At 62.4% G+C, this 25,460-nt stretch carries 22 protein-coding genes and 3 pseudogenes; 17 read left to right on the top strand and 8 right to left on the bottom strand.

Annotation, left to right across the window (positions count from 1 at the left end):
• Nucleotides 1–2 precede the first annotated feature (2 nt).
• Nucleotides 3–1,844, bottom strand: coding sequence for a (5-formylfuran-3-yl)methyl phosphate synthase (locus AC0L3O_RS02020; RefSeq protein ID WP_473534480.1), 1,842 nt, complete (start codon nucleotides 1,842–1,844; stop codon nucleotides 3–5).
• A gap of 225 nt (nucleotides 1,845–2,069) precedes the next feature.
• On the opposite strand from AC0L3O_RS02020, the gene AC0L3O_RS02015 reads away from it, so the two are divergent.
• From AC0L3O_RS02015 to AC0L3O_RS01990, 6 genes are all read left to right on the top strand, one after another.
• Nucleotides 2,070–3,320 (top strand): ABC transporter substrate-binding protein, encoded by a 1,251-nt coding sequence (locus AC0L3O_RS02015; protein ID WP_473614636.1) that lies wholly within the window; start codon nucleotides 2,070–2,072, stop codon nucleotides 3,318–3,320.
• Between the two features lie 66 nt (nucleotides 3,321–3,386).
• The gene (locus AC0L3O_RS02010) at nucleotides 3,387–4,313 is read left to right on the top strand and encodes a YVTN family beta-propeller repeat protein (RefSeq protein ID WP_051407716.1); all 927 of its coding nucleotides are present in this window, start codon (nucleotides 3,387–3,389) and stop codon (nucleotides 4,311–4,313) included.
• 73 nt (nucleotides 4,314–4,386) lie between these two features.
• On the top strand, nucleotides 4,387–4,881 hold the full coding sequence (locus AC0L3O_RS02005) for a cupredoxin domain-containing protein (RefSeq protein WP_091596883.1): 495 nt from the start codon (nucleotides 4,387–4,389) through the stop codon (nucleotides 4,879–4,881).
• 85 nt (nucleotides 4,882–4,966) lie between these two features.
• Nucleotides 4,967–5,755: an ATP-binding cassette domain-containing protein gene (locus AC0L3O_RS02000; protein WP_473534478.1), complete on the top strand. Its 789-nt coding sequence runs from the start codon at nucleotides 4,967–4,969 to the stop codon at nucleotides 5,753–5,755.
• Nucleotides 5,752–6,627: an ABC transporter permease gene (locus AC0L3O_RS01995; RefSeq protein ID WP_473534477.1), complete on the top strand. Its 876-nt coding sequence runs from the start codon at nucleotides 5,752–5,754 to the stop codon at nucleotides 6,625–6,627. The genes AC0L3O_RS02000 and AC0L3O_RS01995 overlap by 4 nt, the downstream gene beginning before the upstream one ends.
• Nucleotides 6,627–7,256: a hypothetical protein gene (locus AC0L3O_RS01990; protein ID WP_473614634.1), complete on the top strand. Its 630-nt coding sequence runs from the start codon at nucleotides 6,627–6,629 to the stop codon at nucleotides 7,254–7,256. Before AC0L3O_RS01995 ends, AC0L3O_RS01990 begins: the two co-directional genes overlap by 1 nt.
• A 23-nt stretch (nucleotides 7,257–7,279) precedes the next feature.
• Here AC0L3O_RS01990 and AC0L3O_RS01985 read toward each other — a convergent pair whose 3' ends face one another.
• The 4 genes from AC0L3O_RS01985 to AC0L3O_RS01970 all read right to left on the bottom strand — a co-directional run bounded on the left by AC0L3O_RS01985 (nucleotide 7,280) and on the right by AC0L3O_RS01970 (nucleotide 10,567).
• On the bottom strand, nucleotides 7,280–7,480 hold the full coding sequence (locus AC0L3O_RS01985; RefSeq protein ID WP_023797709.1) for a hypothetical protein: 201 nt from the start codon (nucleotides 7,478–7,480) through the stop codon (nucleotides 7,280–7,282).
• Between the two features lie 269 nt (nucleotides 7,481–7,749).
• Nucleotides 7,750–8,565: an oxidoreductase gene (locus AC0L3O_RS01980; protein ID WP_128166436.1), complete on the bottom strand. Its 816-nt coding sequence runs from the start codon at nucleotides 8,563–8,565 to the stop codon at nucleotides 7,750–7,752.
• Between the two features lie 71 nt (nucleotides 8,566–8,636).
• On the bottom strand, nucleotides 8,637–9,941 hold the full coding sequence (gene fabF, locus AC0L3O_RS01975; RefSeq protein WP_473534475.1) for a beta-ketoacyl-ACP synthase II: 1,305 nt from the start codon (nucleotides 9,939–9,941) through the stop codon (nucleotides 8,637–8,639).
• Between the two features lie 47 nt (nucleotides 9,942–9,988).
• Nucleotides 9,989–10,567 carry a TetR/AcrR family transcriptional regulator gene (locus tag AC0L3O_RS01970; RefSeq protein WP_023797706.1) on the bottom strand — a complete coding sequence of 193 codons (579 nt, stop codon included), beginning with the start codon at nucleotides 10,565–10,567 and terminating at the stop codon, nucleotides 9,989–9,991.
• A gap of 83 nt (nucleotides 10,568–10,650) precedes the next feature.
• Here AC0L3O_RS01970 and AC0L3O_RS01965 point away from each other — a divergent pair, with 83 nt between their 5' ends.
• Nucleotides 10,651–11,109 carry a nuclear transport factor 2 family protein gene (locus AC0L3O_RS01965; RefSeq protein ID WP_023797705.1) on the top strand — a complete coding sequence of 153 codons (459 nt, stop codon included), beginning with the start codon at nucleotides 10,651–10,653 and terminating at the stop codon, nucleotides 11,107–11,109.
• On the opposite strand, the pseudogene AC0L3O_RS01960 reads toward AC0L3O_RS01965, so the two are convergent.
• Nucleotides 11,029–11,692 (bottom strand): annotated as a pseudogene (locus tag AC0L3O_RS01960) (SOS response-associated peptidase family protein). The gene AC0L3O_RS01965 and the pseudogene AC0L3O_RS01960 sit on opposite strands and share 81 nt — an antisense overlap.
• Before the next feature lie 198 nt (nucleotides 11,693–11,890).
• On the opposite strand from AC0L3O_RS01960, the gene pip reads away from it, so the two are divergent.
• Nucleotides 11,891–12,853: a prolyl aminopeptidase gene (gene pip, locus AC0L3O_RS01955; protein WP_473614633.1), complete on the top strand. Its 963-nt coding sequence runs from the start codon at nucleotides 11,891–11,893 to the stop codon at nucleotides 12,851–12,853.
• A gap of 12 nt (nucleotides 12,854–12,865) precedes the next feature.
• On the opposite strand, the pseudogene AC0L3O_RS01950 reads toward pip, so the two are convergent.
• A pseudogene (locus tag AC0L3O_RS01950) lies at nucleotides 12,866–12,994 on the bottom strand (transposase domain-containing protein); the annotation flags it as partial.
• A gap of 76 nt (nucleotides 12,995–13,070) precedes the next feature.
• On the opposite strand from AC0L3O_RS01950, the gene AC0L3O_RS01945 reads away from it, so the two are divergent.
• The 6 genes and pseudogenes from AC0L3O_RS01945 to AC0L3O_RS01920 all read left to right on the top strand — a co-directional run bounded on the left by AC0L3O_RS01945 (nucleotide 13,071) and on the right by AC0L3O_RS01920 (nucleotide 20,390).
• On the top strand, nucleotides 13,071–13,649 hold the full coding sequence (locus AC0L3O_RS01945) for a hypothetical protein (protein WP_473534472.1): 579 nt from the start codon (nucleotides 13,071–13,073) through the stop codon (nucleotides 13,647–13,649).
• 442 nt (nucleotides 13,650–14,091) lie between these two features.
• Nucleotides 14,092–14,445: a hypothetical protein gene (locus tag AC0L3O_RS01940; protein WP_156942559.1), complete on the top strand. Its 354-nt coding sequence runs from the start codon at nucleotides 14,092–14,094 to the stop codon at nucleotides 14,443–14,445.
• A 516-nt stretch (nucleotides 14,446–14,961) separates the two neighbouring features.
• A complete protein-coding gene (locus AC0L3O_RS01935; protein WP_473534471.1) occupies nucleotides 14,962–15,375 on the top strand; it encodes a hypothetical protein in 414 nt (137 codons plus the stop codon).
• An 80-nt stretch (nucleotides 15,376–15,455) separates the two neighbouring features.
• Nucleotides 15,456–16,521 (top strand): annotated as a pseudogene (locus tag AC0L3O_RS01930) (efflux RND transporter periplasmic adaptor subunit).
• 2 nt (nucleotides 16,522–16,523) lie between these two features.
• Complete coding sequence (locus tag AC0L3O_RS01925; protein ID WP_473614734.1) at nucleotides 16,524–19,634, top strand: efflux RND transporter permease subunit; 3,111 nt, start codon at nucleotides 16,524–16,526, stop codon at nucleotides 19,632–19,634.
• A gap of 201 nt (nucleotides 19,635–19,835) precedes the next feature.
• Nucleotides 19,836–20,390, top strand: coding sequence for a TetR/AcrR family transcriptional regulator (locus AC0L3O_RS01920; protein ID WP_473534470.1), 555 nt, complete (start codon nucleotides 19,836–19,838; stop codon nucleotides 20,388–20,390).
• A gap of 43 nt (nucleotides 20,391–20,433) precedes the next feature.
• Here AC0L3O_RS01920 and AC0L3O_RS01915 read toward each other — a convergent pair whose 3' ends face one another.
• Entirely contained in the window at nucleotides 20,434–21,390 is a 957-nt protein-coding gene (locus tag AC0L3O_RS01915; protein WP_473614631.1) for a LysR family transcriptional regulator, read from the bottom strand.
• 120 nt (nucleotides 21,391–21,510) lie between these two features.
• Here AC0L3O_RS01915 and AC0L3O_RS01910 point away from each other — a divergent pair, with 120 nt between their 5' ends.
• The 3 genes from AC0L3O_RS01910 to tkt are packed head-to-tail and all read left to right on the top strand — an operon-like array spanning nucleotide 21,511 to nucleotide 25,449.
• Nucleotides 21,511–22,557, top strand: coding sequence for a class 1 fructose-bisphosphatase (locus AC0L3O_RS01910; protein WP_287375813.1), 1,047 nt, complete (start codon nucleotides 21,511–21,513; stop codon nucleotides 22,555–22,557).
• A 5-nt stretch (nucleotides 22,558–22,562) separates the two neighbouring features.
• The gene (locus AC0L3O_RS01905) at nucleotides 22,563–23,435 is read left to right on the top strand and encodes a phosphoribulokinase (protein WP_023797694.1); all 873 of its coding nucleotides are present in this window, start codon (nucleotides 22,563–22,565) and stop codon (nucleotides 23,433–23,435) included.
• Between the two features lie 10 nt (nucleotides 23,436–23,445).
• Complete coding sequence (gene tkt / locus AC0L3O_RS01900; RefSeq protein WP_473534468.1) at nucleotides 23,446–25,449, top strand: transketolase; 2,004 nt, start codon at nucleotides 23,446–23,448, stop codon at nucleotides 25,447–25,449.
• The last annotated feature ends 11 nt before the right edge of the window (nucleotides 25,450–25,460 follow it).

Raw genomic sequence — 25,460 nt, 5'->3', positions numbered from 1 at the left:
GCCTACCCTGCTTTGCTTGCCGACCGGATCGAAGCCGCGATCGCAATGCCGGGCAGATTACCCGCCGCGAGCAGCGCCCCGGCCTCGGCGGCATCTTTCGGGCCGGCGAGGTGGACATCGACACCGTCGGGCAGCATGGCGGCGAAGCCGGCGTCGACGATGCCTCTGACCGCCAGGCTGTCGATCGTGTCGCTGCCGGAGAAGGCGCCGGTCTGCTTGATCAAGAGCAGCGCGTTCGCGCCGAGCTTGCCGGCAAGCCAGGCGGCAAGGGAATCGGAGGTAACATCCCAGGACGCCGGAATGTCCGGCGCCGGCAGCGCCAATGACGACGGCAGCCACACCGGGATCTTCCCCGCGTCCAGCGCCCGCCCCATTTCTTCCAGCGACCGTGCCGGCGCCAGCCTTTCGTCACGGTCGAGGATGACCTGGGCGAACTGCTCCATGGCGAGGATCGCCATGGCGTGGGCGGCGGTGTCGGAAAAATCCATGTAAATCTGCGTCTCGCGCACCTGGTCGGCGAACAGGCCGCCGCCGGGCACGATGACGATCGGCAGCTTGGAACCCGCCAGCGCCGCGATCCAGCTTTCCAGTTCCGCCGCATGGACGGTGCTGCCGCCAAGCTTGACGACGGACGGCTTGACGACGGCTCGCCTGACGGCGTCGGGCCTTTCCTGTCGCGGCCGGGAAACAGCGCCTGGGTCTTTTCGGCCGGCAGGGCCGGAGGCAACGCCGCGGCCTGCCGATTGGCGCTTGCGTTCGATCTCGACGCCGACGCCGCCTGGGCCGAGTTCGAGTTTTTCCACCCTTACCGTGACCCGCACGACACGCGGGTTCTCCAGGATGTAGGTCGCCACCTGCTCGGCCAGGGCCTCGCTAAGCTGGACGTGGCCCCGCGCAACAATGGTGCGAATGCCGTCCATGATGATGTCGTAGGAGAACACATGGCGCATGTCTTCGGGATGGTCGGTGACCTGCAGTACGTCGGCGGTCACGTCGAAACGCACTTTTTGAGTATGGCCGTGCTCAAAACTGTAGGCGCCGATCTGGACCGGCAGGACAAAGTCCCGCACGAAGATCTTGTCGGTGCCCAGTGCCGGGTCGGTGCCCGGCGAATAGCCCCTCGCCGCCAGGAGGCGGTAGTCGATGCTCGACGCGCCGCCGGCCCGGGATGTTTCCGGGATCAGTTCGCGGATCTGCGCAATTGCCTCGGCGCTGATCGAACCCACGCGGCCGGAATCGCCGCACAGCGCCCCGCGAAAGCCGAGAAAATCGGGAGCGAAGGGCAGCAGGCGTGGAATATCAGGGGCTTCCAGCGATCCGCTCAGCCCAACCATGAGGCCGAGCGATTTCGCTCGATCGATGAATCCCGGGATACGCTCGGGCGGCAGATGGTCGAGCAGCCGCCCGTTGGCCTTGTTGGCAGTGTCGACCATGGCGCCATGGAAGCGATGTTTGGCAAGCATCGGCAGAAGCTCGAAATCCGGCGCCAGGTCGGCGAAAAGCACCGCGATCAGTTTCGTTCGCGCGGCGAGCGGCGCGAGCGCTGCCGCACAAGCCGCGACATTTGCCGACGGAAAAAAACCTACCTTGACGTAATCGACGCCGGTTGCGGCGATCTCTTCAGCCCTGGCGCGGATGGTCTCGGGTTCCATCGGCAGGTCGCCGCAGACCGCACTGAACGGCGCCCGGCCGGCGATCAGCGAAATCGTCCGGCGGATGATCTGCGTGGACACCGCGCCCAGCGCTCCCGCCTTCGGATCCTTCAGATCGACGATGTCGGCACCGCCTGAAAGCGCGATCTCCGCCTCGTCGACGCCGGTGACGCTGGCCAGCATTCTGGTCATTGACGGACTTTCTCCGGCATGAGGAAAAGGACGCTTTTGGGCCCGAATACCGAAATCCGCTCGGTCGCCGTTCGGGCGAGCAGGCATGGCACTAAAGCAGACGTGAGAAGTCCACTTTCAGGGTTTGATAAAATTTGCGGGTCAGCTAAGCTCATCACGGGCACCTTGACTTCGCGCCGCTCCGACAACAATCGGACTTTAGCGCAAGAACGGGTAATTTTATCGATGACGAGCGCGGTGCCGGGCACTCTGGCGGCCTTTTTGTGCTTTTTTTCCCTGACCGTCAACGTTCCGGGCGCGCTCGCCCAGGAAGCGACGGGCAAGCAGCCGACCGCAACGGCCAAGCCGGAAAAAAAAGTAATCGAGATCAAGATAGGCTATTTGCGCGCCTATGCGCCGCAGCTGGCCTTGTCGGTGCTCGACGTCCCGCCGCGCGATGAAGGTGTCGCCGGCGGCAATGTGGCGATTGCCGACAACAACACGACCGGCAGCTTCCTCGGCCAGAAATTCAGCCTCGACGTGACCGAGGTGAAGCCGGATTCCGATGTCGTCCCGGCCTTCCAGGAGATGATCGCCAAAGGCAACCGCTATGTGGTCGCAGACCTCTCGGCCAGGCAGTTGCTGTCGATCGCCGATCTTGCCCGCGACAACGGCGTTTTGATCTTCAACGCTGGCGCCACCGACGACAGTCTTCGCGAGGAGGAATGCCGCGCCAGCATCTTCCACACCATCCCGACGCGCAGCATGCTGGCCGACGGGCTGGCGCAGTATCTCATCTGGAAGCAATGGCGGCGCTGGGTGCTGATCTACGGCTCGCACGAGCGCGACCAGCTTTTTGCCGAGGCGCTGCGCCGGGCGGCGACGCGCTTCGGCGGCGAGATCGTCGGCGAAAAACTGTTCGAGGATACCGGCACGGCGCGGCGGACCGATTCCGGCGTCGTCCAGATCCAGCGGCAGATGCCTGTCTTCACCCAGGACCTGCCGGAGCACGATGTGCTGCTGGTCGCCGACGAAAGCGAGGTGTTCGGCACCTACGTTCCGTTCCGCACCTGGATTCCGCGGCCGGTCGCCGGCACCGCCGGCCTCACCCCCTTGGCCTGGCATCCGGCCAGCGAGCAATGGGGCGGCACCCAGATCCAGAACCGCTTCGCCAAGGCAAACGGCCGCCGCATGGTGTCGAAGGACATGGCGGCGTGGACCGCGGTGCGCATCCTCGGCGAGGCGGCGACCCGCACGCAGGGCGCCGACCCGCGCAAGATGGCCGATTTCATCCGCTCCGACGATTTTTCGATCGCCGCCTTCAAAGGGCAGAAACTGACCTTCCGCAAATGGAACCAGCAGTTGCGGCAGCCGATCTTCCTCGGCGACACCAGGTCGGTCGTCTCGACATCGCCGCAGGAGGGATTTTTGCACCAGCTGTCGGAGCTCGATACGCTCGGGGTCGATGAGCCGGAAACAAAATGCGTGCTTAAGTAGAAAAGTTCGGGAGGAATTTCAGTGCAGAGACGAGCTTGCGCACTCGCCATAGTTGCGACCTGCTTCATGGCCGGTCCGGCGTCGGCCTACATGGCCTATGTCTCCAACGAGAAAGACAACACGATGACCGTGGTCGACACCGCGACGATGCAGGTGGTGAAGACCGTCAATGTCGGGCAGCGTCCGCGCGGCATCACCATCTCGCACGACGGCAAGCACATTTATCTCTGCGCCAGCGACGATGATTCGATCGAGGTCATCGACACGGCGTCGCTGGAGATCGTCGACACCTTGCCTTCCGGGCCCGACCCGGAGCTGTTCGTGCTGTCGCCTGACGGCAAGACGCTCTATGTCGCCAATGAGGACGACAATCTCGTCACCGTCATCGACATCGAGGGCAAGAAGGTGCTGGCGGAAATCCCGGTCGGCGTCGAACCGGAGGGGATGGGTGTCAGCCCGGACGGAAAGACCATGGTCAACACGTCGGAAACGACGAACATGGCGCATTTCATCGACACGTCGACGCACGAGATCACCGACAACGTGCTGGTTGACACGCGTCCGCGCTTCGTCGAGTTCACGCCCGACGGCAAGCAGGCCTGGGTGAGCGCCGAGATCGGTGGCACGGTTTCGGTGATCGACAATCAAACGCGCGAAGTCGTCCAGAAGATCACCTTCGAGGTTGCCGGCCTGAGGCCCGAATCCATCCAGCCGGTCGGTGTGCGCATCACCGCCGACGGCAAGAAAGCCTATGTGGCGCTCGGACCGGCCAACCGCGTCGCGGTGGTCAACACGCAGACATACGAGGTCGAGAAATATGTGCTGGTCGGCCAACGCGTCTGGCAGCTTGCTTTCACCCCGGACCAGAAGACCATCATCTCGACCAACGGCGTGTCGAACGACATCACCTTCATTGACGTGGCGACCGACGAGCCGGTGCAGTCGGTGACCGTCGGCGCGCTGCCGTGGGGCGTCGTCGTCTCGCCCAATTGAATTCCGCCAAATGAACCGTTGAATAAACCAAGTGAATCAAGCCGACAGAAAAACAGCAGAAGGGCAGGAAATCATGCGGAAATTTCGGGCAGTCGCTTTCGCCGCGCTGGTGGGCATGGCGCTCACCCAGGGCCAGGTCTCGGCGCAGGACGGCGATGACGATGACGCCGCCGCCGGAGCGGCCAGCACGGAGGCCAGTCCGAAAGCCGAGAAGGCGACCCGGGCCAGCAAGGACGTGCCGGAACTTATCCTCGGCAGCAAGGAAGACCAGTTCACCGCCAACCAGAAGGATTTTGAGCTGATCGCCGGCCAGGGCTATCGCTGGAAGATCACCGCGGCCGGCGGGCTGGAGTACAAATTCCACACCGACCTGTTCCGCAATGTGTGGAACAACCAGATCGTCATCAACGACCTCGAGGTGCACATGAACGGCGCACCCGCATGGCTCGAATTCGACGCCGACGGCACCATCCAGGTACAGTTCACCACCGTGAGGCCCGGCATCTACACATGGTCGGTGCCCGACCTCGCCGACAAGGGCATGAAGGGCACGATCACGATCAAGTAAGGTTTGAAAAGCAGGACCTGCGCGATCGCGCCCCGTGGGCTAGACTTGGGCCAGACTATTGTCGACGACAAGGGAGCCGACCGGCGTGCAGCATGTGAGGACAAACGGACCGGGAGATCAGGTGGCGGCGCTCGACGTCGCCGCTGTCAGCCATTCCTATGGTTCGAAGCGGGCGCTCAGCGACGTCTCGTTCTCGATCGCGCCGGCGACGTTCACCGTGCTTCTCGGTCTCAACGGCGCAGGAAAGACAACGCTGTTCTCGCTGATCAGCCACCTTTACGACACGCGCCGCGGGTCGATCCGCATCTTCGGCCATGACGTCAGCCGCGCCTCCGGCGAGGCGCTCAGGCGTGTCGGCATCGTGTTCCAGGCGCGCACGCTCGACCTCGATCTCAGCGTTCACCAGAACCTCTCCTACCACGCCGCGCTGCATGGCATCGGCGGACGCGAGTCCCGGGAGCGCATTGCCGCGCTGCTCGATATCGTCGACATGCCGGGTCGGCAGCATGACAAGGCACGCAGCCTTTCCGGCGGCCAGATGCGGCGCATCGAGATCGCCAGGGCGCTGCTCCACCGCCCGTCGCTGCTGCTGCTCGATGAGGCGACGGTCGGTCTCGACATCCAGTCGCGCGCCGGCATTCTCGCCACTATCCGCAAGCTCGTCGAAACCGAGGGGATCGGCGTGCTGTGGGCAACGCATCTGATCGACGAGGTTGACGACGGCGACCATGTCGTCGTGCTGCGGCAGGGCGAACTGGTCGCAAAGGGCAAGGTGGCCGATGTCGTCAGGACGAGCGGCGCCGGCTCGATCCGCGACGCCTTTTCCAGGCTCAGCCGCATCGAGACGGCCGGCACCGCGGAGAAATCGCCATGAGCGCTCCTTCAATGCCTGAAAAAGTCGCCGGCATCATCCCGGCGAAGTTCGAAAAATTCGGCCTGCGCCACTATCTCATTTGCCTCAAGGGCGTCGTCCTGCGGGAGTGCCTGCGCTTCCTGCACCAGCGCGAGCGCTTCATATCCTCGCTGGTTCGGCCGCTCATCTGGCTGTTCATCTTTGCCGCCGGATTCCGGCAGGTGCTCGGCGTGTCGATCATCCCGCCCTACAAGACCTACGTGCTCTACGAGGTCTACATCACGCCGGGGCTGTGCGGCATGATCCTGCTGTTCTCAGGCATGCAGTCTTCGCTGTCGATGGTTTATGACCGCGAGATGGGCAACATGCGCACCCTTTTGGTCAGCCCCTTCCCGCGCTGGTTCCTGCTGGTGTCGAAGATGCTCGCCGGCGTCTCCGTATCGATCGCGCAGGTCTATGCGTTCCTGATCGTTGCCTGGTTCTGGGGCGTCAAGGCGCCGCCGATCGGCTATCTCATGGTGCTGCCGGCGCTGTTCCTGTCGGGCATGATGCTTTGCGCGCTCGGCATGCTTTTGTCGTCGATGATCAAGCAGCTCGAAAATTTCGCCGGCATCATGAACTTCGTCATCTTTCCCGGCTATTTCGCCTCGCCGGCGCTCTATCCGTTGTGGCGCATCCAGGAGGCGAGCCCGCTGCTCCACAAGATCTGCCTCGCCAATCCGTTCACCTATGCGGTCGAACTGATCCGCTTCGCCTTCTACGGCCAGATCGAGTGGCTGTCGCTGGGCGTCGTTGCCGCCTGCACTGTTCTGTTCCTTGCCGCCGCCATCATCGCCTATGACCCTTCGCGCGGCCTGGTGACCCGCAAACATGACACCGGAGGAAATGGCTGATGGCACGAATGAGCCTTGTTCGCAGCCTGGCTGTGGTTGCCATGCTGACGCCGAGCATGAACGCCAGGGCAGCGAATACCGATCCGGACTGGCCCTGCATACAGCGCAAGGTGCCGCAACTCTCGCTCGGCCAGATCTGGAACGGGCCGGAGCTTCCGCCAGCGGCGAAGGATTTTTCGAAGGACCCTGCCGTCTCCACCCTGGTCGAGGAGGTGGCGGCCCGGCGGATGCCGCTTGCCGAAGCCCAGAAGAAAATCAAGGATTTCGCCGCCTCGCTGCCGGCCGAGCAGCTTGCGCCGAAGATGGCAATGCTGGTGCAAGGCATGTTCGATCACATGGACGCCGAGCGTTCGCAGGTGATCTCAGGCATTTCCCGGTACGCCCACAAGCAGCTCGAAATGGCCGCCGCCTTGCGCAAGGCAGCGTCCGACGTCGATGCGTTGCGGGCAAAGCCGGATGCGAATCCCGACGACATCGAACGGCGCACCGAACAGCTGAAATTCGCAACGCGAATTTTCAATGAACGCGTCCAATCACTGACTTACGTCTGTGAAGTGCCGACGGTCATCGAGCAGCGGCTTTATCAATTGTCCAAGGCCGTCTCGGAAACTCTCGCCGCAAAGAAGTAGAACCTCTATCTCCGCAGCGGATCTCACGTTCCCCGGCCGGGCAGCACGCGCCAGCGCTGCACGAAATAACCGGGATGCGTCTCGATCCACTGGGCTACCAGCGGCTGCGCCTGCATGAAGGCGGTCCCTGGGTTCATCGCCAGGCCGTCCACCATCTGCTCGCGTTGTTCACAGGTCTGCGGCACATCCGTCAGGCAGACCATCATAACCAGCGTGTAAAGCATTGCCCCATTACCCCCATCGAATTCCCGAACCCCATGCCCGGGAGGTTTCCGAGATACCGACAAGACTGCAGGGGTCGCACATACAGATCGCTTACGGGTGTGAAAGGACGTGGCCCCCAATCTTTCGCACTGCAATATAACATATCGCTTATCTAACACCAACAACCGCCGGGCGTTCTAGGCAATTGCTTCAGGTTGCGCTGCGCCAATGCGGCGCCGACGTTTCCAGGGCCGATGATTCCGATTTTCACGGAGTGTCTTCGATGTCGTCAGACCGGCAGCCCGTTCTGCTTGCGCAGGCTCTTGTCAAATGCGGATGCGGGGACGAAACGGCGCAGGAGACTGACCTGGCGCGCCATTTTTCCCGCAGCATAGCGCCTCTTCGGAACGGGATCGGTCGCAGCCGCCAAAACGGTCTTGGCGACCAATTCGGGCGAATCGCCTTTTTCCATTGCTTTCCGCACGACTGCGTTCATGCCAGCGCGCGCAGCGTCATAGATATCCAGCAACTGGTCCGGCCTGGCGAGATTATCTTCAAAGGACGTGCGGGTATAAGCGGGTTCGACCAATGCAACGCGAATCCCGAACGGGCGCAGTTCATGGTCGAGCGATTCGGAATAGCCTTCGATGGCATGTTTGGTCGACGCATAAAGCGCGAAATAGGGAGCTGGGATGAACCCCTGCACCGAACTCAGATTGACGATTCTACCCTTGCCTTGACGGCGCATTATCGGCAGGATCGCGTTGGTCACGCGGAGCACGCCGAAGACGTTCACATCGAACAGTGCCTGAGCCTGGACCATTGACGACTCTTCCGCGCCACCAAACAGACCCATGCCGGCATTGTTGACGAGCAGGTCGATGCGCCCGGTCTCGGCCAGCACGTCATCGACCAGTTTCGCCACCGACGCGTCATCGGTCACGTCACAGACCAGCATGGTCAGGCCGTCAGAGTTTTTGGCGGCTGCGCGACGGCTGGTGCCGAACACGCGGAAACCGGCGCTTTGCAACGCTATGGCCGTCGCGCGCCCGATGCCGGAGGACGCCCCCGTCACCAGGGCGACGCCAGGATTGGTCTTGTTCATGGAAATCATTTCTTTCTTTGGGTTGGATTGATTTTGGATTGGCGTGGGAGAAGCACGAAAGGTCGGAGGCATCAGTTATGAACGCCTCTGGCGTTCGCACCGGCGAGTTCGTCCGTCCAGCGCCGGAACAGCGCGCTGGCGTTGACGCCGCCAAAGCCGAAGCCGTTTGAGATCGCGTAGTCCATTGTCATCGGCCGGGCCTGGTTTGCGACGAAGTCGATGCCGTCGCCGGCTGGATCCGGCGCGCCCAGATTGAGGGTTGGCGGCGCCACCTGATCCCTGAGCGCCAGGATTGCGAAGATGGCTCCAAGCCCGCCGGCGGCTCCAAGCAAATGTCCGGTCGCCGATTTGGTTGCGCTGACGGCGATGGTGGAATCTGCGCCGAAGAGTGTTTTGATCGCCGCCATTTCCCCGAGATCACCGACCGGCGTCGAGGTCGCGTGCGCATTGAGGTGGCGAACCTCACGCGGCGAAATGCCGGCCTGGGCCAGCGCGACCTGCATGGCTCGGCGCGCCCCGTCGCCATCCTCGGGACCGGAGGTGACGTGATGAGCATCCGCCGTCGTGCCGTAGCCGACGAGCTCGGCGAGCGGTTTCGCGCCGCGCGCCAGCGCGTGGCTCAGTTCCTCGATGACCAGCACGCCGGCTCCTTCGCCCATGACGAAGCCGTCCCGCGACACGTCGAACGGCCGTGACGCCTGAGCCGGCGCCCAGTTGAAGCCGGTTGAAAGAGAGCGTGCGGCAGCAAAACCACCGAGACTGACGATGTTCATGCAGGCTTCCGTTCCGCCGCACACGGCGATATCGGCCTCGTTGGCGCGGATGAGGCGAGCCGCATCGCCGATCGCCTGGATGCCGGCCGCGCACGCCGTCACCGGCGCGCCGAGCGGCCCCTTGAAGCCATGGCGGATCGAGATGTGGCCCGCCGCGAGGTTCACCAGGAAGGACGGCACCGTAAACGGCGACAGGCGGCGGACGCCGCGCTGGTCGACCGTGCGCACCGCCTCGGTGATGGCGGGGAAGCCGCCGATGCCGGACGCGATGATGGTGGCCGTGCGCAGGCGATCGGCTTCCGAGACAGGCGCCCACCCTGCTTGCGCCAGGGCCTCTTGTGCAGCGGCGAGCCCGAAGATGATGAACCGATCTACCTTGCGCTGGTCTTTTGGCGCCAGCACGGCATCCGGATCGAAACCAGCCTCCGGATCGTCTTCCAGCGAGGGAACCACCCCGCCGATCTTGGCCGGGAGGTCTGCCACCACATCGTCCGGAAGCCTGCGGATGCCCGAGCGACCGGCCAGCAGCCGCGACCACGACGCTTCGACATCGGCAGCAAGGGGCGTGACCGCTCCCATGCCCGTAACAACAATCCGTCGCATCTGCTTTCCTATCGAGTTGGCTGCGTCGCCAGCCCTACGCACGCCGTTCAAGCGCCGGCTGCTTCGCGAACCTGGCCGGTCGCCGCGTCCAGGAAGGCTTGGGCGAGATCCGGATCGTTGACGACGCGCGACAGCATCAGCGCGCCGACCATCGTCGAGAGAATGGCCATGGCCTTTCTGTCGGGCTCCTCAGCTTTGGCGTCGGCAATGAAACGGCCGAGGATTTCGAGATGCTCCTTGATCCCGGCTTCGAACGACGCTTTCACCTCGCTGCCCTGTCTGGCGGCATCCGAGCCGAGCGCGACAATCGGGCAGCCGTCCATCTTTTCTCCGCGATGGCCCATGCTGAGGTAGAATGCGATCACCGCGCCAAGCGGATCCTCGGATTTTGCCGCAGTCGCGGCCGACCAGCGCAGCGTGGCGCTCTCCATCGCCCGCCTCGACGCCTGCACCGCCAAATCGTCCTTGGAGGCGAACTGCTTGTAGAACGCGCCCTGGGTCAGCCCGGCAGCCTGCATCAGGTCTTTGAGGCCGATGCCGTCAAAGCCGCGCTCCCGAAAAAGCCGGCTTGCCACATTGATCACGGTTTCGCGGTTTTCCGCCGCCTGAATGCGACTCACACGCATGTAGACCTCCTTAAATTAGCTTGCGTTCGACATCTATAACAGATATAGAGTACGAACGCAATCCAATTTGGAGGAGAGGTCAAATGCTATACAGTCAAATCGTCGAGAAATCGATCCGGCAGAGCTTCGACCACGTCAACAACCATCGCTGGGATGAGGCGGTGAAAGCACTCGTGCCGCATGTCCATCACCGCGTTTCCGGTGACCACGCGCTTGGTGGTGAGCGCCACGACAAGCAGGCCGTGCGCCGCTGGTTTGAGCGCCTCGGCCGCGTCCTGCCCAATCTCCATCTCACGGTCAACCATGTCTGGGTGACGGGCTGGCCGTGGCATACCACCGTATTTGCCCAGTGGGACGGCACCGCGACGCTGCTCAACGGCGACGCCTCCTACGTCAACAGTGGTCTCCACGTATTCACGCTGCGGTGGGGCAAGGTCTATGCGCTTGAGGAATTCTACGATTCACAAGCAGCGGCCCGCGGTCTTGCCGCCCAGGCGGCAACTGGCCTCGAAGAGGCTGTCGCCGAACCAATTGTAGGCTAGCAGAAGCGCAGTCAGCGGGCCTGTCAGGCGACCTCTCGGCAACGGTCGCAAAAGTTCAGCTTCGGGCTTTGTTAGGTGGATCCAGGCTGCCCAGTCCTCCGGCTGGAGCACAACGACTTGTCGGTTGTGGTAAGGAGCCACGTCCGGCCCCGGCTCAGTCGTCATGGTGAACGTGGGCGGCTTGTTGCCGGCGCCTTCTTTCCACAACGCAGCGATCGCCATAAACGGGGAGCCATTAAGCGCGAACCTGTGTTTCGCTTTGGGATACTTCGTTCCCGTGAATTCGAAGAACGCAGACGCCGGAGCAACGCAACGCTTGCTGCCGCCGAATTGACGGCCCTCAGAACGGAAGTTGAATAGGGGTCCGCCCTTTGGTCCCGTTTGCGGAAATCCGAACGTCATCGAAACCAGTTCAATAGTGTCGCCGGCGGAGCGCATTACAGGGGGCGGGATCGTTGATCCGGATGTCATCCGCCTGCGGCAGATCAAGCTCGGTCTGATGGCTGGGGATGTTGAGTGCCAGCGATTGCATCATCCGGCAATATTCCGCCCAGGCGATATGCTGCTCGTAATCGTTGCACATGGATCTCCCCGCCCGTCGAATCGGATGATCAATTCAAGATAGCGTGCAAGGTTCTGTGCTGACAGGCTGCTTGACTAAATGTTCTCTTTTCGTTCGGCGTCGGACGCGAAAGGAACCGATCGTGAAAAGCCCGGTTCGGACCCGTTGCAAAGTTAGCCCCCGTTGAAGATCTCTCGTGTTGGTATATCGAACCACGCCATGACCGAAAATATGAACCCTCCGATCGATCCGTTCGATACTGGGCTTCTCAGCGTCGCCGACGGAAATGAAATTTATTGGGAAGTATCGGGCAATCCCGACGGGAAGCCCGCTCTCTATCTGCATGGCGGCCCCGGCAGCGCTCCTGGCTCGGGCAGCTATCGCCGTCGCTTCGACCCGCAAAAATATCGCATTGTGGGGATCAATCAGCGCGGATGCGGCCGAAGCCGCCCCCGTATCACCGACGCTCTCGGCGAACTGCACCGCAACACGACACAGTCGCTCATCGGGGACATCGAAGCGGTCAGAAGACACCTCGGCATCGACACGTGGCTAGTGTCGGGCGTGTCCTGGGGGACGACCCTTGCGCTCGCTTATGCCCAAGCGCATCCAGATAGAGTCTCGGAACTGGTGCTCGTCGCAGTAACGACGACAAGCCGGGAGGAGGTCAATTGGATCACCGAAAGGGTTGGCCGCATCTTTCCCGAAGCCTGGCAACGGTTTGAGCAGGCCTCCGCTAGGCGCGATGGGGAGCGCATCGTGGAGGCCTATGCGCGACGGCTTGCCACTGGGGACATTGAGGATCGGCTAAGGGCAGCACGTGCCTGGAACGATTGGGAGTCGACGCACATCTCGCTTGATCCGAACTGGGTGCCGATTGACCGTCGCTTTGACGAAGAACAGGGCTTGGCTTTCGCGACCCTTGTCACGCACTACTGGTCGAACGACGGATTTCTTCAGAATGGAAAGGAGATACTCCGCGGCGTCTCCGCAATTGGACATATTCCCGCCGTTCTGGTTCATGGTCGCCGCGACATTAGCGGGCCAGCAATAACGGCCTGGCGTCTCCATCGGATATGGCCGGCAAGCCGCTTGAACATCGTGGAATCCGAAGGGCATGGCGGACCGCAGTCGATGGAACAGATGCGTGTCGCGCTTGATTCATTCGCGCCGAGCCAATGATGAATGAGCTCGTCAAGCTGGGAGCCTCTGGGACCGGTTCCACGGCAGCAGTTCGTCGATCCGGTTGATTGGATGACCGTCGGGAATGCGGGCAAGCACGTAGGTGAGCCAGGCCTCTGGGTTGAGGTCGTTAAGCCTGGCGCGCCACGCGTTTATCCGAAAGCGCTGATGATCCCTTACCAGAAAGGCGAAAGATGAGTTTTGACGGCATCGTAAGATGAGGAAGCTCTTAGCGCTGGCGCTCCTGATCGCTTTGCCGCCGCTCGCTTTTTACAGCTGGTTCGAAGTGAGCGTCCGCCGGATCGTGACTGAGCAAGGTCTTGACGGGACCTATCGCAACGCCCTCAAGCATGCTTCAGCGTCTTCCTATCTCTATTCCGGACTGAGGCTTCTCGGGCTTTCGGAGGCAATAGCCGAAGAGATGGTCGTCCGGTGTGGACTGGTCAATGAATTTGCTGAACTCTACGTGAAACGCGGAAAGCCTGACACGACCTTGGAAATCATGAAAGACCTACAGAACAATATGGTCGGTATCGGGGTCGCCAGATGGCTTGAGACCAATTCCGCCGAAACACGTGTCGCTCTTTTCGTGGTATTGGGGCAGCAAGATATCCTTGCCTTGTCCCAAAATACGCTAGGTTTTTCGGACTCCAGCGTATCGGCGGCTGACTATCCAGGCGCTAAGAATTGGTTCATGGCGCGGCGGGAGCAGATCGATCAGGAAGTGCAATCCGCATTGGACATAGGCGCTCGGCGCAACGGCAACTTGATTGGAACGTCTATGGTCGAAAGATGAGTTTTTGACCTGATCGTCAAGGGCGGCAGCCTACCCGACCGAAACACCTATTCCAAATATCCTAACTGCTCCCGTGCTCTTGGGCTTAGATGTGATGGTCAGGTTCGGGTCTGCGTGTCAGCCCGGAATCGCTTGGTGTGCCAATGGATCTTGCCGTCGATCTTCATCGGCTTGTGGATCATCAACCGCTTAGGAGGATTCTCGGGGTGAACCTCGAGCAACGTGATCTTCTATACATTTTGCTCTGTTATCCAGATGTGTGGCACTATCTGCCTGAAGAGGGATATCTCAAATGTTCCGGGTCATCCTTGTCGCACTCTCTCATCTGGCTAGCGGGACGAGTTTTCCCGCGACTGTCTCTCATTCCACTTTGAGCGACTCTGGCGGTTACATTCGAAGGATCACAGAGTATTGCTCATCAAAAGGCGGAGAGCCTCGGTCCGTGGCTGCAGATGGCAGTGAGATGTTAAAAAACGACAGGTTTTGCACAATATATCCCGACAAAATTTTCGAATCCTCTGAGCCTTGTGCGTATGGCTCTATTGCGAAATGCGTAAGAAGTTCGATTGAAACGACCTTCACAGCAAACCTAAATGACGGGGAATTTTCTGGGACGCCATGTGTAAGTCACGATACTTGTAAACTGTATTTCAATTTTTACGACGTCGGCAAACATTACGTAGAAGAAGACGGATGCGGTTATCAATTTGGCGGTATCGCAAAATTTAATTCAGAGGCTCGCGCCATCTATTTCCTATCTATCTCTATAAAACCAACCTGTCTTGGCGGCCATTGAGGAGCATGTTGTGCCGGGTAGCCTTGCCCAGCGTCACGCGCCCAAGCATTCAGCACCATAGGTGCGAGCATCCAGGTTGCGACAAGAATGCAGGATGGGGCTTTGCCAAGCCAAGGCAGACGCCGCACTGGTTCTGTTTCGAGCACCGCGCGCTCTCGGCGGCCGCTTGCGGGAACCGCTTCGACAGCCGCTCGTCGTTGACGGTCGCGAGAGGAGCACCGCGCCGAATATTGTCGAGAGAATGGCCTTGCAGCTGGGCTCCTTGCCCCTGCCCTCGCCAACCCAGCTACCGAGCGTCCCAGAATATTCCCTGATCCCCGGCCTCGAATGATGCCTCACGTCGGCGCCCTGCCCGGCGGCATCCGAACCGAGCGCGTCAATCGGGCAGCCCTCCATTCTGTCTGCGCGATGCGCCATGCGACTCACATGCATCATAAATTTTCATTTCTTAGATTGCATTCGTAATCTAACTCAGTTATAGAGTTCGAACGCAATCTAAAACGAAGGAGATACGAGATGATCCGCAAAACCCTGAGCGCCTCCGTTCTGGCCGCGCTGTTTGTTGCCGCCCCGGCGTTTGCCGAGGAAGCCACCATAGGACGCCCGATCGAAGCCGGCAGCCTGCACGAGGGACACCTCGACATGGTCGTCTATTACGTCCCGGCCGAAGGCGGCCTCCTGGAGGTCACCGCCACCTTCGCGCCGAAGACCGGCGGCGATCCGCAGCGCGTCGTCATGGGCCTCGCCGACGGCGACTCCGTGGCATTTTCGATGCCCGGCCACCGCGGCCCGCTCTACGCGTTCTCGCGGTCCGGCGAGGAGGTGACAGTGTCGTCCGAGACCGGCATGCGCGCCGATGCCAATGCACCGACCCGCCTTGCAGACGGCAGCCTGCGTGCTGCTGGGTTCGCGTCCGTCGGGCCGATGTAAAGGTCAAACGCAATCTTTCTTGAGAGGCGACGAACGTGAAAAAGAGACCCGCTGTTGTGCTGGGGGGCGTGCTGATCGCGATGTCAGGAGCGGCGGCATTCGCCACACTTGCCATTCCTACGCAGGGAGCCTCCGCCGTAGGCGACCCGAGGCAGGAACCGCCGATCGTCAGAGTGGTGACGGCAGCGCCGGTGACCGGATCCGAACGCGGCTTTACCGGCATTGTCGGGGCGAGGGTGCAGAGCGATCTCGGCTTTCGTGTCCCCGGCAAAATCGTGGAGCGGCTCGTGGATGTGGGTCAGGAGGTCAAAGCTGGTCAGCCACTGATGCGCATCGACGACACCGACCTTCGCCTCGCGCTCACGGCGAAGCGCAACGCCGTTGCCGCAGCGCGCGCAACAGTCGTTCAGACGGAACCGGATGAACGGCGATACGCCAGTTTGCTTAGGGATGGATGGGTCCCCCGACAGCGCTACGAGCAGGCGAAGGCCGCGGTCGATACGGCCGAGGCGCAACTCGCCGCCGCCGAAGCCGAAGCACGGGTTGCCGAGAACGAAGCGATCTACGCGGTCCTGCTGGCCGACGCGGATGGAACGGTGGTCGAAACGCTTGGCGAGCCGGGGCAGGTCATCTCCGCCGGCCAGACAGTGGCCCGGATCGCCAAGGCCGGCTCCCGCGAAGCGGTGGTCGCGCTTCCCGAAACGATCCGGCCGGCGATTGGGTCGGCGGCCGAGGCCAGCGTGTATGGCGGCGATGGGCGTCGTTACACGGCACATCTCCGGCAATTATCGAACTCCGCCGATGCCCAGACCCGTACCTATGAGGCCCGTTATGGTGCTCGACGGTGAGGCCGCGGCAGCACCGCTTGGCGCGACGGTGACCATTCGGCTTGCGGGCCAGGCACGCCAGCGGGAAGTCCAGGTGCCGCTGGGAGCCGTGCTCGATAACGGCAAGAAGACAGGCGTTTGGGTCCTGGACAACGCCACCTCGACCGTACAGTTTCAGCCTGTCAAGCTTGTTCGTGTGACCAGCGAAACCGCTGTGGTCTCCGGACTGAACTCCAGCAATCCGATTGTTTCGCTCGGCGCCCATCTCCTGCAGGAGGGCGCTCGCGTCAGGACTGCGTCCGAAAGCAGGGGCAACTGATGATGAACCTAAATCTCTCCGCGATCGCCGTTCGCGAACGCGCCGTTACACTGTTCTTCATCCTCCTGCTGGTGGCCGCCGGCGCCTACGCTTTCGTCATGCTCGGGCGGGCGGAGGACCCCAACTTCACCATCAAGACCCTGACGGTCACGACGGTATGGCCGGGCGCAACGGCGCGCGAGATGCAGGACCTCGTCGCCGAACCGTTGGAGAAGCGGCTTCAGGAGATGACCTGGTACGACCGGGTCGAGACGACCACACGGCCGGGTTACGCGTATATGACGGTCACGCTGAAGGACAGCACACCGCCATCTGTCGTGCAGGAGGAGTTCTACCAGGCTCGCAAGAAGCTCGGGGATGAAGCCCGCAACCTGCCGTCCGGCGTCTTCGGGCCCTTCGTCAACGACGAATATTCGGATGTAAGCTTCGCCCTTTACGCGCTGAAGGCCAAGGGCATGCCGATGCGTGAGTTGGCGAGACAGGCCGAGGCGATCCGCCAAGACCTCCTGCACGTGCCCGGCGTCAAGAAGATCAACATCCTTGGTGAACGTCCCGAACAGATATTCGTCGAATTTTCCTACGCCAAGCTGGCCACCCTCGGCGTGTCGGCACAGGACATCGTCGCCGCCTTGCAGCGGCAGAACACCCTCACGCCGGCAGGCTCGATCGACACCCAGGGGCCGCGGGTCTTCATCCGGGTGGACGGCGCTTATGACAGCGTTCAGGCGATCGCCGACACGCCGATTGCCGCTGCGGGGCGGACGCTGAAGCTCTCAGATATCGCCGAAGTCCGGCGCGGCTATGAAGATCCCCCCACCTACCTCATTCGACGTCAGGGTGAGCCCACCATCATGCTCGCGGCTGTCATGCAGGAGGGCTGGGATGGTCTCGCGCTCGGCAAGGCGCTGGAGGACAGGACAGCAGCCATCGCACAGACACTGCCACTCGGGATGACGCTCGACAAGGTGACCGACCAGGCCGTCAACATCACCTCTGCGGTCGACGAATTCATGATGAAGTTTGCGATGGCGCTCGGTGTGGTGCTCTTGGTGAGCCTGTTGAGCCTCGGCTGGCGCGTCGGCATCGTGGTGGCGGCTGCCGTCCCTCTGACGCTTGCCGTCGTGTTCCTCATCATGCTGGAGACCGGCCGGTTCTTCGACCGCATCACGCTCGGCGCCCTCATCCTGGCGCTCGGTCTTCTCGTGGACGACGCCATCATTGCCATCGAGGTGATGGTGGTGAAAATGGAAGAAGGCATGGACCGCATCAAGGCGGCGGCCTATGCGTGGAGCCACACTGCGGCGCCGATGCTGTCCGGAACGCTCGTGACGATCGCCGGCTTCCTGCCGGTGGGCTTCGCGCGCTCGACGGCCGGCGAATACGCCGGCAACATCTTTTGGGTCGTAGGGTTCGCCCTCATCGTCTCCTGGATCGTCGCGGTGGTCTTCACACCTTACCTCGGCGTCAAGATGCTGCCCGCGATCAAACCGGTCGAAGGCGGTCACCACGCGATCTATGACACACCCAATTATCGGCGCTTGCGGCGGCTCATCACCTTCGCCGTGCGCCACAAGTTCATGATCAGCGGTATCGTTGGCATCGCCTTCGTGCTTTCCGTTGTCGGCATGGGCTCTCTCAAACAGCAGTTCTTCCCGACATCCGACCGCCCCGAAGTGCTGGTGGAGGTTCGCCTGCCTGAAGGCACCAGCATCGAGACGACGACCGCTACGGTCGAGAAGCTCGAAGGCTGGCTGGACGACCAAGCCGAGGCCAAGATCGTCACGAGCTATGTCGGTCAGGGCGCACCCCGCTTCTTTTTCGCAATGGCGCCGGAACTGCCTGATCCTGCCTTCGCCAAGATCGTCGTGCTGACCCAGGACGCCGAGGCGCGTGAGGTGTTGAAGCACCGCCTCCGCGAGGCGGTGGCAGAGGGGCTTGCACCCGAGGCCAATGTCCGCGTCACGCAACTCGTGTTCGGCCCCTACACGCCATTCCCGGTCGAGTTCCGGATTATCGGACCTGAGCCCGCGCAACTCTACAGCATATCCGAGAAGGCCCTCGACATCATGCGGGGCGTCCCGGACGTGCGTCAGGCCAACCGCGATTGGGGCAATCGCACACCCGTGCTCCGCTTCGTCCCGGATCAGGATCGACTGAACCTCATCGGCCTGTCGCCGGCAGAGGTGGGCCAGCAACTCCAGTTCTTGCTCACCGGCATCCCCGTTACGCAGGTTCGCGAGGACATCCGCAACGTCCCCATCGTCGCACGCAGCGCCGGCGGCGAGCGGCTGGATCCGACACGTTTGGCGGATTTCTCACTGATGAGCCGGGACGGTCGCCCGATTCCGCTCGACCAGATCGGCCATTCGGAAATCCGTCTGGAAGAGGCGATCATGAAGCGCCGTGATCGCACGCCTGTCATCACGATCCGCTCGGATATCAACGAAGCGACTCAGCCTCCAGAGGTTTCCAAGGAGATCGTGAAGGCCCTTCAGCCGCTGATTGCATCCCTTCCGGCCGGCTATCGCATCGAACTGGGCGGATCGATCGAGGAGGCTGAAAAGGCCAACACCGCGCTGGCTAAAGTCTTTCCGGCAATGATAGCCGCCATGCTGATTGTTATCATGCTGCAGGTACGATCCTTCTCAACGATGTCCATGGTGATGCTGACGGCGCCGCTTGGTCTTGTCGGCGTGGTGCCGATGCTGCTCACCTTCAACCAGCCCTTCGGATTCAACGCCATTCTGGGCATGATAGGCTTGGCCGGCATCCTGATGCGCAACACGCTGATCCTGACCGAACAGATCAAGGAGAACCGTGCTGCCGGCCTTGACGACTACCACGCCGTGATCGAGGCGACGGTGCAACGCACGAGGCCCGTGATCCTGACGGCACTCGCCGCTGTGCTGGCCTTCATCCCGCTCACGCACTCCGTCTTCTGGGGATCGATGGCCTATACGCTGATCGGCGGCACGGCGGTTGGCACGGTGCTGATCCTGCTCTTCCTTCCCGCGCTCTACGCCGCGTGGTTCGGCATCAAGCCGACTGCTGACGAGGTCCGTGAGGGCGCGGCGGAGGAACTGGAAATGCACACGGCAATTGCTGCTGAATAGGGCCGTGTTGTCGAGCAGGCGGATCAAGATTTCGCCGCTGGCTTTGCCTGAACATACGCAGGGCCAGTCGCACGACCTTACCGCTTGCAAAATGATCGTCCAGGGCGAGCCCGGCAGATCCATCATCAGTTCTGGAGACATCCATGAATCATCCGGTCGGAACGCGAACGGATCCCGACGAGGCGCGCTCGCATCCTGGAGGTGGCGGAGGCGCATTTTCGCCGCATCGGCTACCATAAGACGTCGGTAGCCGACATCGCCTCCGAACTCGGCATGAGCCGGGCGAACGTCTACCGTTTCTTTTCCTCCAGGGATGCAATCAACGAATCCATCTGCAGGCAGGTCGTGAACGAGGTCGCGGACATCGCCGTTGCGATCGCACGCACCAACGCGCCGGCCTTGGAGAAACTCGACCGGCTCCTGACCGCCGTTCACCAGCACAACAAGACGAAATTGATCAAGGAAAGAAGCATGCACTACTTGATCGTCGCCGCCCTGCGCGAGAATCGGGCGGTCATCAAGGCGCATGTCGGGCGAATGTTGGAAATCCTTGAGGCGATCATTCGCGAGGGGACCGAGGCGGGCGAACTCAAGGTCGAGGACCCGGCAGAAGCGGCGCGTGCGGTCAACGCCGCGTTCACGCCGTTCTTCCACCCGATTCTGATCGAGCACTGCGTTCAACACGGCGAAGACACCGAAGCGGGCCTACGCACGCAGATTCGCTTTGTCCTGAAAGCCCTCGGCAAATCGAACTAGCCGCCCTGGCAGGTGGCTGCCAGAGACGCATTCCGCCCTCAATTCAGGCGCGACCTCCAATGTTCGGTCGTTCGTGCGGATAGAGCTTGCCGAACAGCGGCAGGTACATCGCGCCCTTGCGCATCAGGAAATCGTGGAACGTCGCCATCGCCGGCGAGATCGCGTGATCGCTGCGCATCACCGAAAACCATTGCCGGCGGATCGGCATGCCGACCACGTCGAGGATGACCAGCCGGCCGGCTTCGGTTTCGGCGGCGATGGTGTGGGCAGAGATGAAGGCGATGCCGAGCCCGGCCATCACCGCCTGCTTGATCGTCTCGTTCGAGCCCATCTCGACGCCGAGATCGTCGATGCGGCCGGGCACGTCGCTGAGGAATATTTCCAGCGAGATGCGCGTGCCGGAGCCCGGCTCGCGGATCAGGAAATGCTCTTCGGCGATCCGCTCCTTGGATATCTCGCGCGCCGACGCCAGCGGGTGGTCGGGCGGCGCGATGATGACCAGCGGGTGATCGCCGAAGACCGAGGCACGCACCGGAACTTCCCTCGCCGGGCGTCCCATCAGCGCGACGTCGATGTCGTGGTTCTTCAGACTGCCGATGGTTTCGGCGCGGTTGCCGATGGCGAGCCGCATGTCGATGTCGGGATGTTCCTTCATGAAGCCGGCCATCAGCCGCGGCGCGAAATATTTGGCGGTGGAAACGACGCCGAGCCGCAAGCTGCCGATACGCACGCCCTTGATCGCATCCATCTTGTCTTCGAGCAGGCGAAGCCGCTCCTCGATCGCCTGCGCCGTCTCGACGAAGGCCAGACCTGCGGCAGTCGGACGCATGCCGTCCGACGTCCGGTCAAACAAGGCCAGCTGGAACTCCTCCTCGACCTGCCGCAACTGGATCGTCACCGCTGGAGGAGACAAGCCTAACGCCTTGGCCGCGCTAACGATTTTTCCATGGCTGATGATGGCCTGGACGGTCTTGAATTGCTTGAGCGTGAGGTTTCTCATGCGCCATACTAAATTTTTTTTAGCACGAAAGTAAAGTTATTGAATTTTACTTATCCATGGCAGTTTGTTCTCATTCCCCAATCCGGCCGGAGGAGTTTGCGGCTGGATCGGGAGGTTACGATGCCAGCGGCAACGCTCGACGCATTTTTGAATTCCTATCTCGGCCCACCCGACGAACTGCGTTCGGCAGTCGTCGCGACCGTCCGTCAGCTGACGCAGGCCGCCACCAAGGTCCGCAACACCATCAATCAGGGGGTGCTCGGCACCGCCTTTGCCGGGACCCGCAGCGCCAATGCCGACGGCGACATCCAGAAGGATCTCGACATCTTCGCCGATGACATCTTCCTCGACGCCATGCGCCACGCTCCGGTCGCGCTCTACGCCTCCGAGGAACTGGAGCAGCCGGTCCTGCTCGACAGCCAGGCGCCTCTCGCCATCGCCATCGACCCGCTCGACGGCTCTTCCAACATCGACACCAACGTGTCGATCGGAACGATCTTCTCGCTCCTCCCTGCAACTGGCGCGCCGGACGAAAATCCGGCCGCCTCTTTTTTGCAGCCAGGCGTGAACCAGCTGGGCGCCGGTTTCTTCATCTACGGGCCGCAGCTGGCGCTGGTTCTGTCGCTCGGCAGCGGCACGCATGTCTTCGTTCTCTCGACCAGGCTCGGCACCTTCGTCCAGGCTTACGAGAGCCGGATCATCCCGCAGCGTACCCAGGAGTTCGCCATCAACGCCGCCAACTACCGGCATTGGGACGAGGCGGTACGGCTCTACATTGACGACTGCCTCGAAGGCACTGAAGGCCCACGCGGAAAGGACTTCAACATGCGCTGGATCGCATCCCTCGTCGCCGACTGCTACCGCATACTGATGCGCGGCGGCGTGTTCCTGTATCCAGGCGACAAGCGCAAGGGTTACCGCCAGGGACGGCTGCGCCTCGTCTATGAGGCCAACCCGATCGCCTATCTCATCGAACAGGCAGGCGGCGCCGCCACCGACACCATCACCCGCATCCTCGAAATCGAGCCCGAGGGCCTGCACCAGCGCGTGCCCGTGGTGTTCGGATCGGCGCGCGAGGTCGCGCGCATCACCCGCTACCACACCGAGCCCAGCGCGATCGGCGAGCGTGCGCCGCTGTTCAGCCGCCGCGGCCTGTTCAGGGCCTGAGCATCATGTCGGCAAAGCACCCCATCATCACCATCACCGGGTCGTCGGGCGCCGGCACCACCTCGGTCAAGCGCATCTTCGAGCTGATCTTCCGGCGCGAGAACATCGACGCCGCCTTCATCGAGGGCGATGCCTTTCACCGCTACGACCGCGCCACGATGAAGGTCAAGGTGGCCGAGGAGGAGAAGGCGGGCAATCCGAACTTCACCCACTTCCATGCCGAGGCCAACGAGCTCGCAATCCTCGAAGAGGTGTTTGAGGAATACGGCCGCCGCGGAACCGGAAAGACCCGCACCTACATCCACGACGAGGACGAGGAGAAGCAGTACGGTACGCCACCGGGACAATTCACCGAATGGCGCGAATTCCCGCCGAGCGACCTGCTGTTCTACGAGGGCCTGCATGGCTGCGTCGTCACCGACAAGATAGACTTGGCCAGGCATGCCGACCTCAGGATCGGCGTGGTGCCGGTCATCAATCTCGAATGGATCCAGAAGATCCATCGCGACCGGGCAACCCGCGGCTATTCCACCGAGGCGGTGATGGACGTCATCCTGCGCCGCATGCCGGATTATGTCCGCTACATCGTCCCGCAGTTCTCGCAGACCGCCATCAACTTCCAGCGCGTGCCGATCGTCGACACGTCCAACCCGTTCATCGCCCGCTGGATCCCGACGCCCGACGAATCGATGCTGGTCATCCGCTTCGCCAATCCCCGCGGCATCGATTTCCCCTACCTGCTTTCGATGATCCACGACTCGTTCATGTCGCGGCCGAATTCCATAGTGGTGCCAGGCAACAAGCTCGATCTTGCCATGCAGCTGATCCTGACGCCGCTCATCCTGCAATTGATCGAACGCAAGAACCGTGTGTCGTGAGGAGGACGCCATGAACAGCCAAGCAGCAGCCCTGAAGCCCGTCGCCGCCGTCTCGGAGCGCGACATGGCGAACGCCATTCGCGCACTGGCGATGGACAGCGTCCAAAAGGCCAATTCCGGTCATCCGGGCATGCCGATGGGCATGGCCGACGTTGCGACGGTGCTGTTCGGCCGCTTCATCAACATCGATCCGTCGGCGCCCAACTGGCCCGATCGCGACCGCTTCGTACTTTCGGCCGGGCACGGCTCGATGCTGCAATATGCGCTGCACTACCTGCTCGGCTACGAAGACATGCCGATCGAGCAATTGCAGCGGTTTCGCCAGCTGGGCAGCCGCACCGCCGGACATCCCGAATATGGCCATGCGCTTGGCATCGAGACGACGACCGGTCCGCTTGGACAAGGCATCTCGACCGCGGTCGGCATGGCGCTGGCCGAGCGCATGCTTGCTGCCCGCCACGGCGCCGATCTCGTCGATCATTTCACCTACGCGATCGCCGGCGACGGCTGCCTGCAGGAAGGCATCAGCCACGAGGCGATCGACCTTGCCGGTCACCTGAAGCTCGCCCGGCTGATCGTCTTCTGGGACGACAATGCGATCTCGATCGACGGACCGACGTCGCTGTCGACATCGATGGACCAGCCGGCTCGGTTCGAAGCCGCCGGATGGCATGTGCAGTCGGTGGACGGCCACGACACGGAAGCCGTCGCTGCGGCAATCGAAGCGGCGCAGCAGTCGGATCGGCCGTCGCTGATCGCCTGTCGCACGGTGATCGGCAAGGGCGCGCCCAATCTGGGCGGCTCGGAAAAGACGCATGGCGCGCCGCTGGGCGATGCCGAGATCGCCGCGACGCGCGAGAACATCGGCTGGGCCTGCGTGCCGTTCGAGGTGCCGGACGACATCCTGTTTGCCTGGCGCGAAACTGCCGAGCGCGGGCAAGCGGCGCGGCACGCCTGGGAGCAGCGGCTTGCCGCCTCGCCGCAGCGCCAGGCCTTCGAGAGTGCGGTCGCCGGCACCCTGCCCGACGCGGTCTTCGAAGCGCTCGGCGCTTTCCGCAAGGAGCATGTCGAAAAGGCGACCAAGGTCGCAACGCGAAAAGCCTCCGAAATGGCGCTCGGCGCCATCAACGCCGCAACCGAGCTGACCGTCGGCGGCTCCGCAGACCTGACGCATTCGAACCTGACGATCACCAAGGGCATGGATCGCATAGCGCCTGGTGCCTATGCCGGCCGCTACATCCACTACGGCATCCGCGAGCACGGCATGGCTGCGGCCATGAACGGCATCGCGCTGCATGGCGGCTTCGTGCCTTATGGCGGCACCTTCCTGTGCTTCGCCGACTATGCGCGCGGCGCGATGCGGCTGTCGGCGCTGATGGGCCAGCGCGTCATCTATGTGATGACCCATGATTCCATCGGTCTCGGCGAGGACGGCCCGACCCATCAGCCGATCGAGCACCTGGCGATGCTGCGGGCGACGCCCAACCTCAACGTCTTCCGTCCGGCCGACATCATCGAAACGGCGGAGTGCTGGGAGTTGGCGCTGAAGAGCAAGAACCGGCCGAGCGTGCTGGTGCTCTCGCGGCAGAACCTGCCGATGCTGCGCCACACAGATAGCGAAGAGAACCTGTCCAGCCGGGGCGCCTATGTCCTGCGCGAGCCGGCCGGGCACCGCGCCGTGACGCTGATCGCCACCGGCTCGGAGGTCGAGATCGCCGTTGCCGCCGCCGAACGGCTGGAGACCGAGCACGGCATCGCCGCCGCCGTCGTCTCGATGCCGTGCTGGGAGCTGTTCGAGGAACAGGATGCCGACACCCGCAAGGCGGTCCTCGGCTCGGCGCCGCGCGTCGCCGTCGAAGCCGCAGCACGGCTCGGCTGGGACCGCTGGATCGGCGACACCGGTGCTTTCGTCGGCATGGCCGGTTTCGGCGCCAGCGCCCCTGCCCCGGATCTCTACCGGCATTTTGACATCACGCCCGAAGCCGTCGCCGCAGCGGCGCTGAAGCTCATCTAGGAAGGACCCCA

The organism is Mesorhizobium sp. WSM4810 (assembly GCF_055811235.1).
The sequence above is the reverse complement of the archived record's forward strand: the minus strand, read 5'-3'. Positions and strand labels throughout refer to the sequence as shown.

Coding starts and splice junctions, on each gene's coding strand:
- AC0L3O_RS01990 (WP_473614634.1), top strand. CDS start 6,627: ATGGCACGAATGAGCCTTGTTCGCAGCCTGGCTGTGGTTGCCATGCTG.
- AC0L3O_RS02020 (WP_473534480.1), bottom strand. CDS start 1,844: ATGACCAGAATGCTGGCCAGCGTCACCGGCGTCGACGAGGCGGAGATC.
- AC0L3O_RS01980 (WP_128166436.1), bottom strand. CDS start 8,565: ATGAACAAGACCAATCCTGGCGTCGCCCTGGTGACGGGGGCGTCCTCC.
- AC0L3O_RS02005 (WP_091596883.1), top strand. CDS start 4,387: ATGCGGAAATTTCGGGCAGTCGCTTTCGCCGCGCTGGTGGGCATGGCG.
- AC0L3O_RS01935 (WP_473534471.1), top strand. CDS start 14,962: ATGATCCGCAAAACCCTGAGCGCCTCCGTTCTGGCCGCGCTGTTTGTT.
- AC0L3O_RS01910 (WP_287375813.1), top strand. CDS start 21,511: ATGCCAGCGGCAACGCTCGACGCATTTTTGAATTCCTATCTCGGCCCA.
- pip (WP_473614633.1), top strand. CDS start 11,891: ATGACCGAAAATATGAACCCTCCGATCGATCCGTTCGATACTGGGCTT.
- fabF (WP_473534475.1), bottom strand. CDS start 9,941: ATGCGACGGATTGTTGTTACGGGCATGGGAGCGGTCACGCCCCTTGCT.
- AC0L3O_RS01945 (WP_473534472.1), top strand. CDS start 13,071: ATGAGGAAGCTCTTAGCGCTGGCGCTCCTGATCGCTTTGCCGCCGCTC.
- AC0L3O_RS02015 (WP_473614636.1), top strand. CDS start 2,070: ATGACGAGCGCGGTGCCGGGCACTCTGGCGGCCTTTTTGTGCTTTTTT.
- AC0L3O_RS01985 (WP_023797709.1), bottom strand. CDS start 7,480: ATGCTTTACACGCTGGTTATGATGGTCTGCCTGACGGATGTGCCGCAG.
- tkt (WP_473534468.1), top strand. CDS start 23,446: ATGAACAGCCAAGCAGCAGCCCTGAAGCCCGTCGCCGCCGTCTCGGAG.
- AC0L3O_RS01905 (WP_023797694.1), top strand. CDS start 22,563: ATGTCGGCAAAGCACCCCATCATCACCATCACCGGGTCGTCGGGCGCC.
- AC0L3O_RS01995 (WP_473534477.1), top strand. CDS start 5,752: ATGAGCGCTCCTTCAATGCCTGAAAAAGTCGCCGGCATCATCCCGGCG.
- AC0L3O_RS01970 (WP_023797706.1), bottom strand. CDS start 10,567: ATGCGTGTGAGTCGCATTCAGGCGGCGGAAAACCGCGAAACCGTGATC.
- AC0L3O_RS01965 (WP_023797705.1), top strand. CDS start 10,651: ATGCTATACAGTCAAATCGTCGAGAAATCGATCCGGCAGAGCTTCGAC.
- AC0L3O_RS01915 (WP_473614631.1), bottom strand. CDS start 21,390: ATGAGAAACCTCACGCTCAAGCAATTCAAGACCGTCCAGGCCATCATC.
- AC0L3O_RS02010 (WP_051407716.1), top strand. CDS start 3,387: ATGGCCGGTCCGGCGTCGGCCTACATGGCCTATGTCTCCAACGAGAAA.
- AC0L3O_RS01925 (WP_473614734.1), top strand. CDS start 16,524: ATGAACCTAAATCTCTCCGCGATCGCCGTTCGCGAACGCGCCGTTACA.